Annotated in this window: 14 protein-coding genes; 4 read left to right on the top strand and 10 right to left on the bottom strand. The window is 69.8% G+C overall.

Annotation, left to right across the window (positions count from 1 at the left end; genetic code table 11):
* Window positions 1-201 precede the first annotated feature (201 nt).
* The 4 genes from AB8810_RS02720 to AB8810_RS02705 all read right to left on the bottom strand — a co-directional run bounded on the left by AB8810_RS02720 (window position 202) and on the right by AB8810_RS02705 (window position 2,340).
* The gene (locus tag AB8810_RS02720; RefSeq protein ID WP_179570906.1) at window positions 202-957 is read right to left on the bottom strand and encodes an SDR family NAD(P)-dependent oxidoreductase; all 756 of its coding nucleotides are present in this window, start codon (window positions 955-957) and stop codon (window positions 202-204) included.
* A gap of 73 nt (window positions 958-1,030) precedes the next feature.
* A complete protein-coding gene (locus AB8810_RS02715) occupies window positions 1,031-1,600 on the bottom strand; it encodes a DUF4865 family protein (RefSeq protein ID WP_369915503.1) in 570 nt (189 codons plus the stop codon).
* The gene (locus AB8810_RS02710; protein ID WP_369915502.1) at window positions 1,597-1,995 is read right to left on the bottom strand and encodes a tautomerase family protein; all 399 of its coding nucleotides are present in this window, start codon (window positions 1,993-1,995) and stop codon (window positions 1,597-1,599) included. The genes AB8810_RS02715 and AB8810_RS02710 overlap by 4 nt, the downstream gene beginning before the upstream one ends.
* Before the next feature lie 21 nt (window positions 1,996-2,016).
* Entirely contained in the window at window positions 2,017-2,340 is a 324-nt protein-coding gene (locus tag AB8810_RS02705; protein ID WP_369915501.1) for a carboxymuconolactone decarboxylase family protein, read from the bottom strand.
* Between the two features lie 105 nt (window positions 2,341-2,445).
* Here AB8810_RS02705 and AB8810_RS02700 point away from each other — a divergent pair, with 105 nt between their 5' ends.
* The gene (locus AB8810_RS02700; RefSeq protein WP_369915500.1) at window positions 2,446-3,354 is read left to right on the top strand and encodes a LysR substrate-binding domain-containing protein; all 909 of its coding nucleotides are present in this window, start codon (window positions 2,446-2,448) and stop codon (window positions 3,352-3,354) included.
* A 334-nt stretch (window positions 3,355-3,688) separates the two neighbouring features.
* On the opposite strand, the gene AB8810_RS02695 is transcribed toward AB8810_RS02700, so the two are convergent.
* The 3 genes from AB8810_RS02695 to speA all read right to left on the bottom strand — a co-directional run bounded on the left by AB8810_RS02695 (window position 3,689) and on the right by speA (window position 7,689).
* The gene (locus tag AB8810_RS02695) at window positions 3,689-4,333 is read right to left on the bottom strand and encodes a hypothetical protein (RefSeq protein WP_206259709.1); all 645 of its coding nucleotides are present in this window, start codon (window positions 4,331-4,333) and stop codon (window positions 3,689-3,691) included.
* A 119-nt stretch (window positions 4,334-4,452) separates the two neighbouring features.
* Window positions 4,453-5,565, bottom strand: a complete 1,113-nt coding sequence (locus tag AB8810_RS02690) for an acyltransferase family protein (RefSeq protein WP_369915499.1) — start codon at window positions 5,563-5,565, stop codon at window positions 4,453-4,455.
* 234 nt (window positions 5,566-5,799) lie between these two features.
* Window positions 5,800-7,689 carry an arginine decarboxylase gene (gene speA / locus AB8810_RS02685; RefSeq protein WP_206230617.1) on the bottom strand — a complete coding sequence of 630 codons (1,890 nt, stop codon included), beginning with the start codon at window positions 7,687-7,689 and terminating at the stop codon, window positions 5,800-5,802.
* A 306-nt stretch (window positions 7,690-7,995) separates the two neighbouring features.
* Between speA and speE the strand changes: the two genes are divergently transcribed.
* Window positions 7,996-8,847 carry a polyamine aminopropyltransferase gene (gene speE / locus AB8810_RS02680; RefSeq protein ID WP_191825784.1) on the top strand — a complete coding sequence of 284 codons (852 nt, stop codon included), beginning with the start codon at window positions 7,996-7,998 and terminating at the stop codon, window positions 8,845-8,847.
* 308 nt (window positions 8,848-9,155) lie between these two features.
* Here speE and AB8810_RS02675 read toward each other — a convergent pair whose 3' ends face one another.
* On the bottom strand, window positions 9,156-11,135 hold the full coding sequence (locus AB8810_RS02675; protein WP_369915498.1) for a beta-N-acetylglucosaminidase domain-containing protein: 1,980 nt from the start codon (window positions 11,133-11,135) through the stop codon (window positions 9,156-9,158).
* A gap of 849 nt (window positions 11,136-11,984) precedes the next feature.
* Window positions 11,985-12,323 carry a P-II family nitrogen regulator gene (locus AB8810_RS02670; protein ID WP_003480503.1) on the bottom strand — a complete coding sequence of 113 codons (339 nt, stop codon included), beginning with the start codon at window positions 12,321-12,323 and terminating at the stop codon, window positions 11,985-11,987.
* Between the two features lie 176 nt (window positions 12,324-12,499).
* On the opposite strand from AB8810_RS02670, the gene AB8810_RS02665 reads away from it, so the two are divergent.
* Window positions 12,500-12,769 (top strand): accessory factor UbiK family protein, encoded by a 270-nt coding sequence (locus AB8810_RS02665; protein WP_009595755.1) that lies wholly within the window; start codon window positions 12,500-12,502, stop codon window positions 12,767-12,769.
* A gap of 13 nt (window positions 12,770-12,782) precedes the next feature.
* On the top strand, window positions 12,783-14,342 hold the full coding sequence (locus AB8810_RS02660) for a YifB family Mg chelatase-like AAA ATPase (RefSeq protein WP_369915497.1): 1,560 nt from the start codon (window positions 12,783-12,785) through the stop codon (window positions 14,340-14,342).
* Window positions 14,343-14,657: 315 nt separating this feature from the next.
* Here AB8810_RS02660 and AB8810_RS02655 read toward each other — a convergent pair whose 3' ends face one another.
* Entirely contained in the window at window positions 14,658-15,488 is an 831-nt protein-coding gene (locus AB8810_RS02655; protein ID WP_179570916.1) for an alpha/beta hydrolase, read from the bottom strand.
* Between the last annotated feature and the right edge of the window lie 27 nt (window positions 15,489-15,515).

The raw sequence follows: 15,515 nt of genomic DNA, 5'->3' as shown, positions 1-15,515 counted from the left end.
CTGGGAGTCGGGATTGGGGAAACGGGAATGGGGAGAAGCGGCTTCTCCTGCATTCCTTGCGACTGGCCTGCGTAGGCCAGCCGCTTCATTGCCTCGCCAGTCGCGCGAGCGCGACTGATGGCAGCCTGGCCACCGTGACCCAGAGCAGGCGGAGCACGTCGACGCCTGCTTTCGTTTTTCCTATTCCCGATTCCCCACTCCCTATTCCCGGCCCCTAGCCACCTGGAAGCCGGCGAAGGACTGCGTCACCGGCATGATTTCCAGCCGATTGATGTTCAGGTGCGGCGGCAGCGTGGCGACCCAGAAGATCTGCTCGGCGATGTCCTCGGCGGTCATCGGCTGCGCGCCGTGGTACAGCTTGTCCGACGCGCCCTGGTCGCCGTGGGTGCGGACCAGGGTGAACTCGGTCTCGGCCATGCCCGGCTCGATCGCGGTCACGCGCACGCCGGTGCCGTGCAGGTCCGAACGCAGGCCCAGCGAGAACTGGCTGACGAAGGCCTTGGTGCCGCCGTAGGCATTGCCGCCCGGATACGGATACAGCGCGGCGACCGAACTGATGTTGACGATCGCGCCACGGCGCTGGATCAGCGTGGGCAGCAGGCGATGGGTCAGGGTCACCAGCGCGGTGATGTTGGTGTCGATCATCGTGCGCCAGTCGTCCAGCGACGCGGCCTGCGCCGGGGCGGTGCCCTGCGCCAGGCCGGCGTTGTTGACCAGCAGGTCGATGCCGCGGAACGCGTCCGGCAGCTCCGCCAGCATCGCATCGAGCGCGGCTTCGTCGCGGATGTCGAACGCCGCCACGTGCACGCGCTCGGCGCCGAACTCGGCCAGCAGCGGCTGCAGCCGCTCGGCGCGGCGCCCGGTGGCGATCACGCGCCAGCCGGCGTTGACGAAGCGGCGCACGGCGGCGGCGCCGAAACCGGAGGTGGCACCGGTAATCAGGGCGGTCTGGGTCATTGAGAGGCCGGGAATGGGGAGTGGGGAATCGGGAATGGTAAAAGCAAACAGGCAAAGCCGGGGTGCTGTTGCCTCAACCGCCGCTTGCCGGCATGGACACGTGGCCGACGGCATAGGCTTGACCGACGTCCGGCGCGGGCGGCGGCAGCTCGCGCCAAAGCCGCAGGCGCAGCAGGTTCCAGCCATGCGGCTCGTAGGCGCTCACCGCGGCGAGCGCGCCTGCGGCAAGATCGTCCCTCGCCCGCTCGGTCTCGCGGTCGCCCAGCGTGTCGAGCGCGTCGGCATCGGGGATCGCGACGATCTCGCGCCGGGCGTAGCGGGCGCCGCGCAGGTCTGCGTGCAGATGCGCAGCGCACACCGTCCACAGTTGCACCGCGGGCCGCCCGAACGACGCGGTCAGCGCGCGGAACGCGGCGCCGGCGAGGAAATCGCGCATCGCCTCGGCATCGCGCCACAGATAGAACGGCGCATACAGGTTGCTGCGGCTGGACAGCGCGCGATCGGCGCGGTCGGCGCTGAGATAGGCCTTGAACACCAATCCCGGCAGACCGTCCAGCAACGGCCCCTTGTCGGCGATGCGGCGCTGGATGATGGCCATGTCGTAGTCGGCCGGCAACGCGATGCTGTACTGCATGGCGATCATGCGCCGGCCTCCGCGGCCACGATCCCGGCGCGGCCGCCGCCGAAGGACCAGTCCTGGGCCTCGGTGGTGACGATGTTCACCATCACGTCTTCCGGCGCGATGCCCGGCGCGATCGCCAGCAGCTCCACCAGGCGCCGGTAGAACGCGCGCTTGCGGGCCTCGCTGCGCGGCCGCCCGGCGGTGATCGCGATCAGCACGAAGCCATCCGAGCGCGGTCCGCCGAGATAGTGGCGGTCGAACACCAGTTCCCCTGGATCGTGCTGGTGGATGATCTGGAAGCAATCGCCGGCCGGCACCTCGAAAGCCTCGTGCATGGCCTGGTAGACGCTGGCGGACAAGGCGCGCAGATAGTCGGGCGTGGCGCCGCGATGCAGCGAGATACGGGCGTAGGGCATGGGATGTCTCCTGCTTGGGAATCAGGTGGCCGACGCGGTCGCGGCGCGCAGCAGCGGCAGCGCCGAGGCGGCGCACGGCCAACCGGCGTAGAACGCCAGATGGGTGATCGCTTCGGCCAGTTCGTCGCGGCCGAGGCCGTTGTCCAGCGCGCGGCACAAATGGAACGGCAACTGCTGCGGCCGGTACAGCGCGACCAGCGCCGCCACCGTGACCAGGCTGCGCTCGCGCGGCGACAGCGCGGGGCGCTGCCACAGGTCGGCGAACAGCACGTCATCGGTCAGTTGCGCGAATTTCGGCGCGATATCACCGAACAAGGATGCAGAAGGCTGGCATGTATCGGACATTGGCGTCTCGTGCTGGAGATTGACTGCGCACAGCCTAGCCACCGAAGATGTTCCTGAAAATCGGGAAATTCAGCATCAAATCTTCGATAAAACAGGATCGACAGCATGCGCCGCGTCACCTTCGATCTCGATGCGCTGCGCAGCTTCGTCGCCGGCGTCGAACTGGGCAGCTTCGCCAAGGCGGCAGATCGGCACGGGCGCTCCACGTCCGCGATCAGCGCGCAGCTGAAGAAGCTCGAAGCGCAGGCCGGCCACACGTTGCTGCGCCGCAGCGGCCGCGGACTGGCGCTGACCGACGCTGGCGAGGTGTTGCTGGCGTACGCAAGGCGCCTGCTGGACCTCAACGACGAAGCCACCGGTGCCCTGCACGGGTCGGTCCTGCAGGGCTGGGTACGGCTTGGACTGCAGGAGGATTTCGGCGAGCACATGTTGCCCGACGTGCTGGGACGCTTCGCCCGCGCCCATCCCAAGGTGCGCATCGAAGCGCGCATCGCGCGCCATCAGGAACTGCTGGCCCGGGTCGACGCGGGCCAACTGGACCTGGCGCTGGTCTGGGACGCAGGGACCGCGACGGCGCATCGCGTGCCGCAGGCGGCCTGGCCGATGCGCTGGATTGCCGCGGCCCAGGCGCCGCTTCCGGACCCGAGCGGCTGGCACAGCGAGGCGCCATTGCCGCTGGTGATGCTGGAGGCGCCCTGCCTGCTGCGCACCGCGGCGACCACGGCACTGGACCGCGCCGGCATCCCGTGGCGCATCGCCTTCACCAGCGCCAGCCTGGGCGGCGTCTGGGCGGCGGTGCGCGCCGGCCTGGGCCTGACCTTGCGCACGCCGGCCGGCCTGCCCGAGTCGCTGGCGCTGCTGCCGCCAGGGGCCGGCGGCCTGCCGACGCTGCCGGCGCTGGGCTTGAACCTGCATCGTGCCGACGCAGAGCCGGCACCGGCAGTGACGCGCCTGGCGGAGATCCTGCAGCAGCGCCTGCACGAGGCGCGCGTGGCGTACGCCGATCCCGGGTGAGGCGGCCGCGCGCAGACCGCGCACGACCGGCTCGCCGCGCCGATGCGCGTCGGCAGGGGTGGCCCATGCAGCCACCGGTACTTCCCCGGGCTTGCGCCCCAGCAGCCCGCGCAGGCGCATGAACGGCCGCTCCACCGCATAGCGCGGCGGCCCGCAGCGCCATCACCGCACAGATGGGCGAACGCGGACAGCCGGCGCCGCGCCGGAGTCGGCGCGGCAGCATGCCTTCAGCGAACGTCGCCGGCGGTCGCGGCCGTACCTGGGAGGACATCCCGCCGGACCGCGTGCGCGCTGCACCTGCCGATCGTGGGCGAGCCCGGCGCCTGAGTGCGCGTCACTTGCATGGCAGCATCTTGCTGAGCAGCCCACCACCGCCACTGAGCATACCGGCGCCGCCGGTAATCGCCGTCTTGACCGTGCTGCCATCGGTCTTGACTTCCACTTCCTTGAACAGTTCGTCGTCGCGCGCGACCGTATAGTCCTGACGCTCGTAGTGGTCCACTTCGGTCGAACCGGCGTAGCTGCTGCCCGCGTAGACATCGCGCGACTTGGCCTGATCGAACTGGAAGGGCAGCACCAGGTAGTAGCGACCCGGCTGCATCTCGGTGAACTGGAACGCGCCCTTGGCGTCTGTCTCGGTCTCCACGCGCATGTTGAAGGCCTCGTTGGACATCAGCACCGCTTCCTTGCTCCGGTCCGACTTCTTGCGCATGGCGACCCACTCCGCGAAGTACGGGGTTGCCGGGAACAGCATCACCTTGCGGTTATCGGCAAGGAAAATTCGGCTGTCGTGGTAGGCGCAGGCCACGCCGGTGATGGTCGCTCGTCCCTTGGCCAGCGCGGCTTCGGCCGACGGCTTGTCGAAGGGGACACTGGGCGAGGTTTCGCGCACCTTCGGCTTCGTGTCGACGGTGGGCGATGTACGCACCTGCGCGCCACTCTGACCGGCGGCCAAGCCGCAGCACGCCGCAACGATCAATCCGCAAGCCCTCGTTCGCATAGCACCCCTCTTCTTCCATGAAACGGCGGAAAATAGCATGATTCGCTCTGCCTCCAAAGACGCCCATGCCTTCGCCGGGGCCGTGCGCGGAGGGCCGCTCAGGCGACGGCCGCGGTGCGACGCCGGATACGGCGATCGCGCAGGCGCAGGAACGGCCGCTCCACCGCGTAGTGCAGCAGCGCGGCGGCCAGCAGCGCCATCGCCGCATAGCTCGCGAAGGCGAGCAGCCCGCGCCCGTCGAGCGCGGCGCCGAACCAGTGCTGGATGAGATGGAACACGGCCTTGTGCGACAGGTACAGGCTGTAGGAGACCGCTGCCAGCCACCCCGCCCCAGGCAATGCGCGCCGGCCGATCCAGCTGCGCGTGGAGGCGCCGGCGATCGCCAGCAGCGCCAACCCCAGCGACAACACCGGCCAGCCGATCGCGTTGCCGAGCAGACCGGTACGTTCGCGGAACAGCCACATCGCCAGCGCGCACACCGCCAACCCGGCCAGCAGCAGTGCGTTGGCCCGCGCCTGCAGCCACTGCCAGCGCTGCGGCCGGAACACCTTGATCGCGGCCAGCACCACCCCGGCCAGCAAGCCGTCGAGCCGGTTCCAGGTCGGGTAGTAGATGTCCTCGATGAACCAGTTGCGTTGCAGCCCGTCGCCGATGCGCTCGAGCGCGCTGTCGTGCAGCCAGGCGGCCGTGCGCAACGCGATGCCGGCCAGCACCACGGTGACGCACACCGCGACGAAACGCGGCGCCGACGGCCGCCGCAGCGACAGCGCCGCCAGCAGCGGAAACACCAGGTAGAAATGCTCCTCCACGCACAGCGACCAGGCATGCGAGAACGCCTGCTGGTTGGCGTAGTCGATGCCCAGGTTCAAGGTGAAGCTGGCGAACATCCACCACGGCGCGATGCCCGGCGCTTCGCGGAAACCGGGCCAGGCCAGGTACAGCGCCAGCACCACGGCGAAGGCCGGCAGGATGCGGAACGCGCGGCGCACGTAGAAATCGCCGTAACGCAGCGGTTCACCGCGCGCCAGCGGCGCCAGCACCTGGCCGCCGATCAGGAAGCCGCTGAGCACGAAGAACAGGTCCACGCCCATCCAGCCATAGCGCGACAGCCAGGCCCAGTCCGGCCCCAAGCCGCCGACCACGAACGAGTGGAACAGCATCACCCACACGATCGCGATGGCGCGCAGCAAATCCAGTCCGGGGTAGCGCATCGCGTCGGTGGGGGATGGCAGGGGCGCTCAGCTTATGGGCCGGTGCCAGCGCTCGTCCATCCGCAGCGGCGAATGCGAGCGGTGCCGCGATGACGACAAGGCGCGTGGCGTCTGTGCGGGATGCGCCGGAGCGACGGTCGCGCTCGGTACGTTCCTGCGCGCGTTCGACAACGCGGCGACACGCAGGCGCGGAGCGCGCTCCTCGCCTGCTGGCGAAGGAGCGCATGCCGGCACTCAGCCCAGCGGTTCGTCCGACAGGTAGGTGTAGCCGGTCAGCCCCGCTTCCAGCGCCGCCGACAAGGCCTGCGCCTGCTCGGCCGGCAGTTGCGCGGCGGCCACGCGCTCGGCGTAGGCCGCGCGCAGGTCGGCCAGTGCATAGCCCACGTAATCCAGCATCACGTCGGTGGTATCGCCGCGGCGCTGCTGGGCGATGCGGTAACCGTCGCCATCGGCGCTGACCTCGATCGCATCGGTGTCGCCGAACAGGTTGTGGATGTCGCCGAGGATCTCCTGGTAGGCGCCGACCAGGAAGAAGCCGAGCCGGTAGCTCTCGCCCGGGCGCAGTTCGTGCAGCGGCAGCGAGCTGTCCAGGCTCTCGTTCTCGACGTAGGTCTTGACCATGCCGTCGGAGTCGCAGGTCATGTCGCAGATCACCCCGCGCCGCGCCGGCGCTTCGTTCAGCCGCTCGATCGGCACGATCGGGAACACCTGGTCGATCGCCCACACATCGGGGATCGATTCGAACACGCTGAAGTTGACGAAGTACTTGTCCACCAGCCGCTCGTTGAGCTCGTCCAGCACCGGGCGGTGGCTCTTTTCCTCATGGCTCAGGCGCGCGCGCACGCCGTGCGCGATGGCGTAGAACAGGTCGTCGATGCGCGCGCGCTGCGGCAGGTCGATCTGGCCCAGCGCGTAGCTGGACAGGCCTTCGGCATGGAAATGCTGCGCTTCCTGGAACAGCTCCACCGCCGGGCGCACGTCCAGTTCGTCGTGGATCTCGCGCAGGTGGCGGATCGCCGCCGGTTCGTCGGCGTGCGCGTCGGGCACGCGCCCTTCCGGCGCCTGCTCCACTTCCGAGACGTTGGCGATCAGCACCGCGTGGTGCGCGGTCATCGCGCGGCCGCACTCGGTGACGATCCGCGGCGGCGCCAGGCCGTGTTCCTCGCAGGCGTTGGCCAGCGGCTGCACGATATTGCTGGCGTAGGAATGCAGGCCGTAGTTGATCGAGCAGTAGCTGCGCGAACGGGTGCCTTCGTAGTCGATGCCCAGGCCGCCGCCGACGTCGACGTGGCTGATCCTGGCGCCCAGCTTGGACAGCTCGACGAAATAGCGCGTGGCCTCGCGCATGCCGTTGGCGATGTCGCGCACGTTGGAGATCTGCGAACCCATGTGGAAGTGCAGCAGGTTCAGCGACTCGGCGTACTCGGTGTCGCGCAGCGCCTTCCACAGGTCCAGCACCTGCCGCGGCGACAGCCCGAACTTGGCCTTGTCGCCGCCGCTGTTCTGCCACTTGCCCGCGCCCAGCGAGGCCAGGCGCATGCGCACGCCCAGGCCCGGCTTGACGTCCAGCGCGCGCGCTTCCTCCAGCACCAGCTTCAGCTCCGACGGCTTCTCGATGACGATGAAGGTCTGCAAGCCGAGCTTGCGCCCGATCAGCGCCAGGCGGATGTACTCGCGGTCCTTGTAGCCGTTGCAGACGATCAGCCCGCCCGGCCGCGACAGCGCCAGCACCGCCATCAGTTCCGGCTTGCTGCCCGCTTCCAGGCCGAAGCCCTCGCCGTGGTGGCTGGCCAGGGTGCCGGCCACGCCACGGTGCTGGTTGACCTTGATCGGGTACACCGCGGTGTAGCCGCCGGCGTAGTCCCAGTCGGCCTGGGCCTGGGCGAAGGCCGCCTGCAGCTTGCCCAGGCGCTCGCCCAGGATGTCCGGGAAGCGCACCAGCATCGGCAGCTTGGCGCCGGCCGCGCGCGCGGCGTCCACCACCTCGGGCAGCGCGATCGCCACGCCGTCGGCGCCTTGCGGGCGCACCACCACCCGGCCGGCCGCATCCACGTCGAAATACCCATCGGCCCAATGCGGGATCGAATAGGTCTTGCGGGCTTGGTCGAGGGACCAATCGCTCATCGTGGCGGCTCGGCGTGGAAAAGGGGCGTGGATTGTAACGCCTGCTACGCGTGGGCTCCGTTACAATCCGCGCCGACCTGACGCCCCTGTCCCCGGCGGAGCCGGGTCTGGTGAGGGTTCGCGTGCCGCGCGGTTCGGGTGCACGAGGCCGCGCCCTGCCCTCATCCGGCGAAGGGTGGTGTCTGGCGTCGCGTGGTCTAGCTGCGTGAGGCTGCGCCCCACCCTCATCCGGCGCGTCGCGCCACCTTCTCCCGGTGGGAGAAGGATGCGTCCGTCTTCTTTCTTGCTTTCCTAGGAATCTTCTGCATGACCGCCAACGACAACTGGTACATCGAACACTTCCAGCCCACCGGCTCGGCCATCGGCTATCGCATCACCGGCAAGCTGGACGAGGTGCAGTCGCCGTTCCAGAAGATCGAGATCTACGACACCACCGACTGGGGCAAGCTGATGGTGATCGACGGCGCGGTGATGCTGACCACGCGCGACAACTTCTTCTACCACGAGATGATCAGCCACCCGGCGCTGTTCACCCACGCCGCGCCCAAGCGCGTGGTGATCATCGGCGGCGGCGACTGCGGCACCCTGCGCGAAGTGCTCAAGCACCCGGGCGTGGAGAGCGCCACCCAGTGCGACATCGACGAGCAGGTCACGCGCATGGCCGAGAAGTACTTCCCGGAGCTGTGCGAATCCAATGCCGATCCGCGCGCCGAGCTGCTGTTCGACGACGGCATCGCCTACATGGCCAACTGCCCGGCCGGCAGCGTGGACATCGTCATCGTCGATTCGACCGATCCGGTCGGTCCGGCCGAAGGCCTGTTCAACAAGGCGTTCTACGCCAGCTGCTTCAAGGCGCTGAAGGACGACGGCATCCTGGTGCAGCAGTCCGAATCGCCGCTGGCGCTGCTGGACCTGATCAAGGAAATGCGCGCGGAGATGGGCAAGGCCGGCTTCGCCAGCTTCCACACCGTGCCGTTCCCGCAGCCGTGCTACCCGACCGGCTGGTGGAGCGTGACCCTGGCGCGCAAGCAGGGCGGCTTCGACTTCCGCCAGGCGGACGCGGCGGCCAAGCCGTTCGCCACCCGCTACTACAGCGCGCACCTGCACACCGGCACCCAGGTGCTGCCGCCGTTCGTGGCCGAGGCGCTGGGCGAGTAATCGGCCCAGGCGGAACCGGGCGCCTGCGTGTTCGCGGCGCCCGGGCGAACGCGGACTGAGCGTGCATGCGCCGGCGTGTCGCCCGCTTGCACCTGCCGCAAGACATCACGAGCGCACGGCCTCCTCGGCGCAGCGGCCTTGGTCAACATCACGTCGACTTGCGCGTTTTCGTCCTTTCCCCGGCTGCACTGCAGCGGCTGGCGGGCCTCCGGAAATCCTGCCGATCGCGGACGATGCACCGCGCGGCACTGGTGCATGGCTCAAGCGGCGGCCGGAGGAAGCGCCCCCCGCCACCGCCCGCCGAACCGTCAACGCGCAGCCGTCGGAGCCGACCCGGCCGGGACGCCCAGCTCGATCAGCGTCGGCGCGTCCGCCACGAAGCGATCGAGCACGCCATCGGCGATCTTGACCGGCCCGCCGAAACGCGTCGCGCCGGGGATCGACTGGATCGCCGCGGCTTCGGCGGCGAGCCGGGTCGCATCGGCGAACGAGCCTGACGCCGCGGCGTCGCCTCGATTGGCGGCCTGCAGCCCGGCTGCTGTCGCCTGCAGCGCACGCCCCCAGACCTGCATCGCATCCAGCCAGGGGCGCGACTGTTCGGCGAATCCAGGATCGGCCACGCCTGCGCGGATGATGCCCGGCGCCGCCGCGATCTCGTCCGCGCTGCGCGCGAGCTCGGCGAGCGCCTGCCCGCGCGCGTCGGCGTCGCCACCGGCAAGCGCTTCGCGAACCCGGTCGAGCATGGCCTTCAGCCGCGGCGCCTGCTCCTGCCACGGCTGGCTGCCGAAGGTCGGCGCCAGGTGCTGGGTATCGAAGAAGGTGAGCAGCGCCGCAGTCACCCGCGCATCGCCCGCCGCCAGTTCGCGCGCCGCCGCATGCCAGGTCCGCTCGGCGTCGTAATCCTTGTCGTTCCATGCGAACGCGGTCAGCCCCATCACCGCGACACGGCTCGGCGCCTCCTGGTTCATCGGATTCGCGACGATGCCGGCCAACTCCGCGGACAGGCCGGCTTCGCGCCGCGTGTAAGGCGCCAGCAACAAGCGGCCGGCCGAGGTTTCGTAATCGTTGACCGGGTAGTTGTCCCACAGCAGCGTCCTGCGCCCGAACGCCTTGGTCGCCGCGCGCGCATCGGGGATGGAAATGGCCGGCGGCACGACGTCGGTGCCGGTCCATTGCACGACGATCTTCGGATCCAGATGCTGGCGCAATGCGGCCTTGTACGGGCTTTCCTTGGCGTCGTAGTACTCGGTCGGGACCATGATCAGTTCCGACGCCGCAGCGTGCCGGGCGACCAGATCCGCCTGCACCAGGTTGAGCAGGTACGACTGCGCGACGCCCGCCGCTTCCGCACCCGACGGACCGAAGGTGGCCTTGTCGCGCTCGCAATTCCACTTGGTGTATTCGATATCGTCGAGCGCGACATAGAAGCTGCGCACGCCCAGCGCGCGAAACGCGTCGAACTTGCGCAGCAGCGCCTTGGCATCGGCCGGATCGGAGAAGCAGACCGACGGCCCCGGCGAGATCGCGTAGACGAAATCGACATGGTTGCGCCTGGCCGTCGCCGCCAAGCCGCCCAGCGCCTTCAGCGTGGCCGCCGGATAGGCCTCGCGCCAGCGGTCGCGCGCATAGGGATCGTCCTTCGGGCTGTAGATGTAGGTGTTCGCCTTGGCGCGGGCGAGGAAATCGATGTGCTTGGCGCGATCGGCCATCGACCATGGCGCCCCGTAGAACCCTTCGATCGTGCCGCGGATGGCCATCGCGGGATAGTCCTGGATGACCAGCGTCGGGATGGCCGGGCGTTCGGCAAGCTGACGCAAGGTCTGCGCGGCATGGAACAGGCCGTCGGCGTCGTGGCCGGCGAGCGTGATCAGGCTGCCCTTGCCGGTGGCGATGCTGGCGAGGGTATAGCCCTCCTTGTGCGTTTCCTGCACGGCCTTGCTGCGCGCCAGCGCCTCGCGGACGACCGCCGTCTCGCCGGTTCCGACGACGATGTACGGTTGTTCGAGCGTGGCCGGCAGGCGCGATGCGGTGGCGATGTGCTCGACCCCCGCAGAGACCAGGCTGCGACGGGCCAGTGCGACCGATGCAGGGTCCGCGCCCGGCGCGGCGACCAGCACGACCTTCCGGCCCAGTGCGACGGTGCCGGCCTCGAGCCGGATCGACACCGGGCTCGGAAACAGCGCCGGCCGCGTGACCGGTTGCGCCGCGGCCGGGACCGCCAGCGCGAGACCCAGCGCCACCGTCATCGAGAGCAGACTCAGGCCCGCCCGTGTAGCGCGTCGCGTCATTCCGGATCTCCGGTATTGGAATGGTATTACCGCACAGAGTAGGCAAGTCGCTACGCCGCGACAAGCTGCGCGGCCGCGGCAGAGATTCGCTCACTTTGGATTGTCGAATTCCGGCTTGGCTCGCGTCAGGCCAAACGGCGGCGCAGGCCCGCGCCCAATTCGGTATTTAAATGGTATGCGCGGCAAGGCGAGCAGATCGCCCTGAGCTATCACCGCCCTGTTGGAGACCGAGAAGAGCTTCAGCTGTGACATTCGCCGAAGCCGGTGCAGTGCCGAGCTGCGCTCGTCGCGGCTCAAGCCGCTCCTACAACGACCTTGCGGCAAGCGGCTGGGTGCACTGTGGGAGGGACTTCAGTCCCGACTGCATCCGCAGCAGGAAAATCCACCGCTTCGCTCGTCGCGACTGAAGTCGCTCCCACAGGGAGCTTCGGATGCCCGCCTGGCGCACTGCAGGAGGGGGTCAGCCCCGAGATTCGCCGTAGCCGGGCAATCCGGGCTCCGTTCGTTCAACGGCGTGGAGCGCGACAAGGCCGAGGAGTATTCGATCAGCGAAGCCAGTGCGGCCGCGGCAAGGCACCATCGGCATTGCGCGCCGGCGCAGCGGCCCTGCACCGGACGAATGTTGCGGAGTGAAAGCAGGTCTATCGCGGCGCAGAGAACAGTATGGGCCGCGTTAGACCGAGATGTTTTGCCGATGGAGATCGGCGAAGTGCCGGGCGGCGCGGTGCGACGTCGAAGCAGCGGCTACACGCGCCGCGATCTACGATGCACGACCGCGCTGCCGCGCACCTCACCGTTGAATTCTCGCGATGCAGCCCTGTCGCCAGAAGCGCAGCGCCCACCGAGACCCTACAGCGCGTCCGCATCCAGTTCGCCGGTGCGGATCCGCACCACCGTGCCCAGGTCGTACACGAACACCTTGCCGTCGCCGATCTTGCCGGTGCCGGCCGCCTTGACGATCGCCTCGAGCACGCGTTCGACCTGGTCCTCGGTGACCGCCACTTCCAGCTTCACCTTGGGCAGGAAATCGACCACGTACTCGGCGCCACGGTACAGCTCGGTGTGGCCCTTCTGCCGGCCGAAGCCCTTGACCTCGGTGACGGTGATGCCGGCCACGCCCTGCGCGGCGAGCGCTTCGCGCACGTCGTCGAGCTTGAACGGCTTGATGACGGCCATGATCATCTTCATGCGGCTTTCTCCAATCACAATGGCGTCAGGATAGCGCGGTTGCGCGATGCCCGGCCGCCGGGTTCAAATGCTCGCGCGCCCCATCGCCGGAATTTTCCGACAGCGCGCCGCGCCCGATACCGATGGCCCCGAACCGCAGGGTGCCGCAGTCTGGCGCTCCCTGCCGGAGCATCGCCATGATCGACCTCAATCACCTCGACGACCTCGCCCGCCGCCTCAGCGACCTGGTACCGCCAGGCCTGCGCGAATCCCGCGACGAACTGCAGAGCACCTTCAAGAGCGCGCTGCAGGCCGGCCTGGGCAAGCTCGACCTGGTCACCCGCGAGGAATTCGACGTGCAGCGCGCGGTCCTGCTGCGCACCCGCGAGAAGCTGGAAGCGCTGGAACGCAGCGTCGCCGCGCTGGAAGCCGCGCGCAGCGGCGACGCGCCGTCCGCGCAAGCCTGACCCACCCGCCACCATGAGCCTGGCGCTGGTGCACAGCCGTGCCCGCGCGGGGGTGCTTGCGCCTCCGGTTCGGGTCGAGGTCCATCTGTCCGGCGGCCTGCCGGCGACGCAGATCGTCGGCCTGCCCGAGGCCGCGGTACGCGAATCGCGCGATCGCGTGCGCGCCGCCATCCTGTGCGCGCAATACGAGTTCCCGGCGCGGCGCATCACCGTCAACCTGGCCCCGGCCGACCTGCCCAAGGAAGGCGGCCGCTTCGATCTGCCGATCGCGCTGGGCATCCTCGCCGCCGCCGGGCAACTCGACCCGCAGGCGCTGGGCCACTACGAATTCCTCGGCGAACTGGCCCTGACCGGCGAATTGCGCCCGGTGGACGGCGTGCTGCCGGCGGCACTGGCCGCCGCGCAGGCCGGACGCACGCTGATCGTACCGGCGGGCAACGGTCCCGAAGCGGCGCTGGCGCAGCACGTGCAGGCGTTCACCGCGCGCACCCTGCTCGAGGTCTGCGCGCTGTTGAACGGCACCAAGACCTTGCCCGCCGCCGAAGCCCTGCCGGCCGCGGCCACGCCGTTTCCCGACCTGAGCGACGTGCGCGGGCAGGCGCAGGCGCGGCGTGCGCTGGAGATCGCCGCCGCCGGCCACCACCACCTGCTGCTGATCGGCAGCCCGGGCTGCGGCAAGACCCTGCTGGCCTCGCGCCTGCCCGGGATTCTGCCCGAGGCCAGCGAGGCCGAGGCGCTGGAAGCGGCGGCGATCGCCTCGGTCAGCGGCCGCGGTCTGGACCCGGCGCGCTGGCGGCAGCGGCCCTACCGCGCACCGCATCACACCGCCAGCGCGGTGTCGCTGGTCGGCGGCGGCACCCATCCGCGCCCGGGCGAGATCTCGCTGGCGCATCGCGGCGTGCTGTTCCTCGACGAATTGCCCGAATGGAACCGGCACGCGCTGGAAGTGCTGCGCGAGCCGCTGGAATCGGGCACGGTCACCGTCTCGCGCGCCGCACGCAGCGCCGAATTCCCCGCCCGCTTCCAGCTGGTCGCAGCGATGAACCCCTGCCCCTGCGGCTGGGCCGGCGACGCCAGCGGCCGTTGTCGCTGCAGCGACGACAGCATCCGCCGCTACCGCGCGCGCATCTCAGGCCCCTTGCTGGACCGCATCGACCTGCATGTGGATGTACCACGGCTGCCGCCGCAGGCGCTGCGCGCCGATGCCGCTCCCGGCGAGAGCAGCGCGGCCGTGCGCGAGCGGGTGGAGCAGGCGCGGCAACGCCAGCTGGCACGCGCCGGCTGCCCCAACGGGCAGCTCGGCCACGGCGAGACCTTGCGCGACTGCCGCCTGCAGCCGCGCGACGAAGCGCTGCTGGAACACGCCATCGATCGCCTGCGCCTGTCGGCGCGCTCCTTGCACCGCATCCTGCGCGTGGCGCGCACCATCGCCGACCTAGATGGCAGCGACGCGATCGCCACCGCGCATCTGACCGAGGCGATCGGCTACCGGCAACTGGATCGCGGCGAGCCCGCTTCGCCACAGCCGGGTTCGTTTGCGCGCGCAGGCGAAGCGCGGCACGCGGCGCGATAGCGCGCCGAGCGCGCCGGCGCAGCAGCCGCCTGGTCTGCATGCGCCCATCGCACGGAGCCGCGCAGCGGCCTCGCATACCGCAACGCGCATAACGCAAGCGGATGCGGATGCGGATGTGGCGGTGGCGGTGGCGGTGGCGGTGGCGCAGCAGAGCACGCTGAAAACAAAGCGCCGCAGTTGTGCGATAGCGCCATCCCGCCGCCTGCCGCTGACCACGGTTGCTGGCCGCACATCGCGGCAATGCCGGCCAGCGCCCCTACCGCTCACTACCGCGCGACGGGCGACGGTCCCGTCACCGCGGATGCCTGCGTGGCTTCAACCTACTGGTACCGATGTCACGAACTCGGCCAGCAAGGCATTGCAGCGCCGCGCATGGGTGAAGGTCATCCCGTGCGAAGCGCCGGCGAGGACGTGGTGGCGCGCCTCGGGCAACCACTCGGCCAGCGCGGACGCGTTGTCGCGGTACTGCGCCGGACTCAGTTCGCCGCTGACCAGCAGCACCGGCAGCGCCAGGGCCGCGGCCTGCTCGCGGTCGTAGGCCGGCAGCGCATCGCCGATCTGCGGCACCAAGGTCTGCGCGTTGTCGCGCACCATCTGCCGGAACGTCGCGCTGCTGCGCGCCCAGGCGCCGGGCTGGCTGACCGAATCGACGAAACATTCCAGGCCGGCCTCGACCTGCCCGTCGCGCAGCAAGGCGATCGCCCGCGCGCGGATCGCCACCACCTCCTCCGGCAGGCCCTGCGGCTGCGGCCCGCCCGGATCGAACAGGCTCAGGCTGGCGATCGCGGCCGGCCGCTGCAGCGCGACCTGCCAGGCTACCGCGGCGCCGCGCGAGTGGCCGACCAGATGCACCGGCTGTCCGTAGCTGGCGAGGAACCCGGCAACCTGCTGCGCATGCCAACGCCAGCCGAAGCGATGCCGCAGCGACGATGGCAACTGCGGGAAATACTGGCCCAGGCTCAGTGCGGCGACCTCGAAGCCCTCGGACAGGCCGCGCAGTTGTGGCGCCCAATAGCGGTAGTCGCACAGCGCACCATGCACCAGCACCACCGGGGCGCCGTCGCCGAGCCGCAGGTAGGCCAGCGCATCGTCGTCGCCCAGCAAGTGGACCGCAGGCTTGCCTAGCGGGGTGCGCGGACCGATCACCGGTGGCCTCCGGCAAGGGGCCGCAAC

Source organism: Xanthomonas sp. NCPPB 3005 (assembly GCF_041228095.2).
In the GTDB taxonomy this organism is placed as follows: Bacteria; Pseudomonadota; Gammaproteobacteria; order Xanthomonadales; family Xanthomonadaceae; genus Xanthomonas_A; species Xanthomonas_A bonasiae.
The sequence above is the reverse complement of the archived record's forward strand: the minus strand, read 5'-3'. Positions and strand labels throughout refer to the sequence as shown.

Coding starts and splice junctions, on each gene's coding strand:
- AB8810_RS02720 (WP_179570906.1), bottom strand. CDS start 957: ATGACCCAGACCGCCCTGATTACCGGTGCCACCTCCGGTTTCGGCGCC.
- AB8810_RS02715 (WP_369915503.1), bottom strand. CDS start 1,600: ATGATCGCCATGCAGTACAGCATCGCGTTGCCGGCCGACTACGACATG.
- AB8810_RS02710 (WP_369915502.1), bottom strand. CDS start 1,995: ATGCCCTACGCCCGTATCTCGCTGCATCGCGGCGCCACGCCCGACTAT.
- AB8810_RS02705 (WP_369915501.1), bottom strand. CDS start 2,340: ATGTCCGATACATGCCAGCCTTCTGCATCCTTGTTCGGTGATATCGCG.
- AB8810_RS02700 (WP_369915500.1), top strand. CDS start 2,446: ATGCGCCGCGTCACCTTCGATCTCGATGCGCTGCGCAGCTTCGTCGCC.
- AB8810_RS02690 (WP_369915499.1), bottom strand. CDS start 5,565: ATGCGCTACCCCGGACTGGATTTGCTGCGCGCCATCGCGATCGTGTGG.
- speA (WP_206230617.1), bottom strand. CDS start 7,689: ATGAGCGATTGGTCCCTCGACCAAGCCCGCAAGACCTATTCGATCCCG.
- speE (WP_191825784.1), top strand. CDS start 7,996: ATGACCGCCAACGACAACTGGTACATCGAACACTTCCAGCCCACCGGC.
- AB8810_RS02675 (WP_369915498.1), bottom strand. CDS start 11,135: ATGACGCGACGCGCTACACGGGCGGGCCTGAGTCTGCTCTCGATGACG.
- AB8810_RS02670 (WP_003480503.1), bottom strand. CDS start 12,323: ATGAAGATGATCATGGCCGTCATCAAGCCGTTCAAGCTCGACGACGTG.
- AB8810_RS02665 (WP_009595755.1), top strand. CDS start 12,500: ATGATCGACCTCAATCACCTCGACGACCTCGCCCGCCGCCTCAGCGAC.
- AB8810_RS02660 (WP_369915497.1), top strand. CDS start 12,783: ATGAGCCTGGCGCTGGTGCACAGCCGTGCCCGCGCGGGGGTGCTTGCG.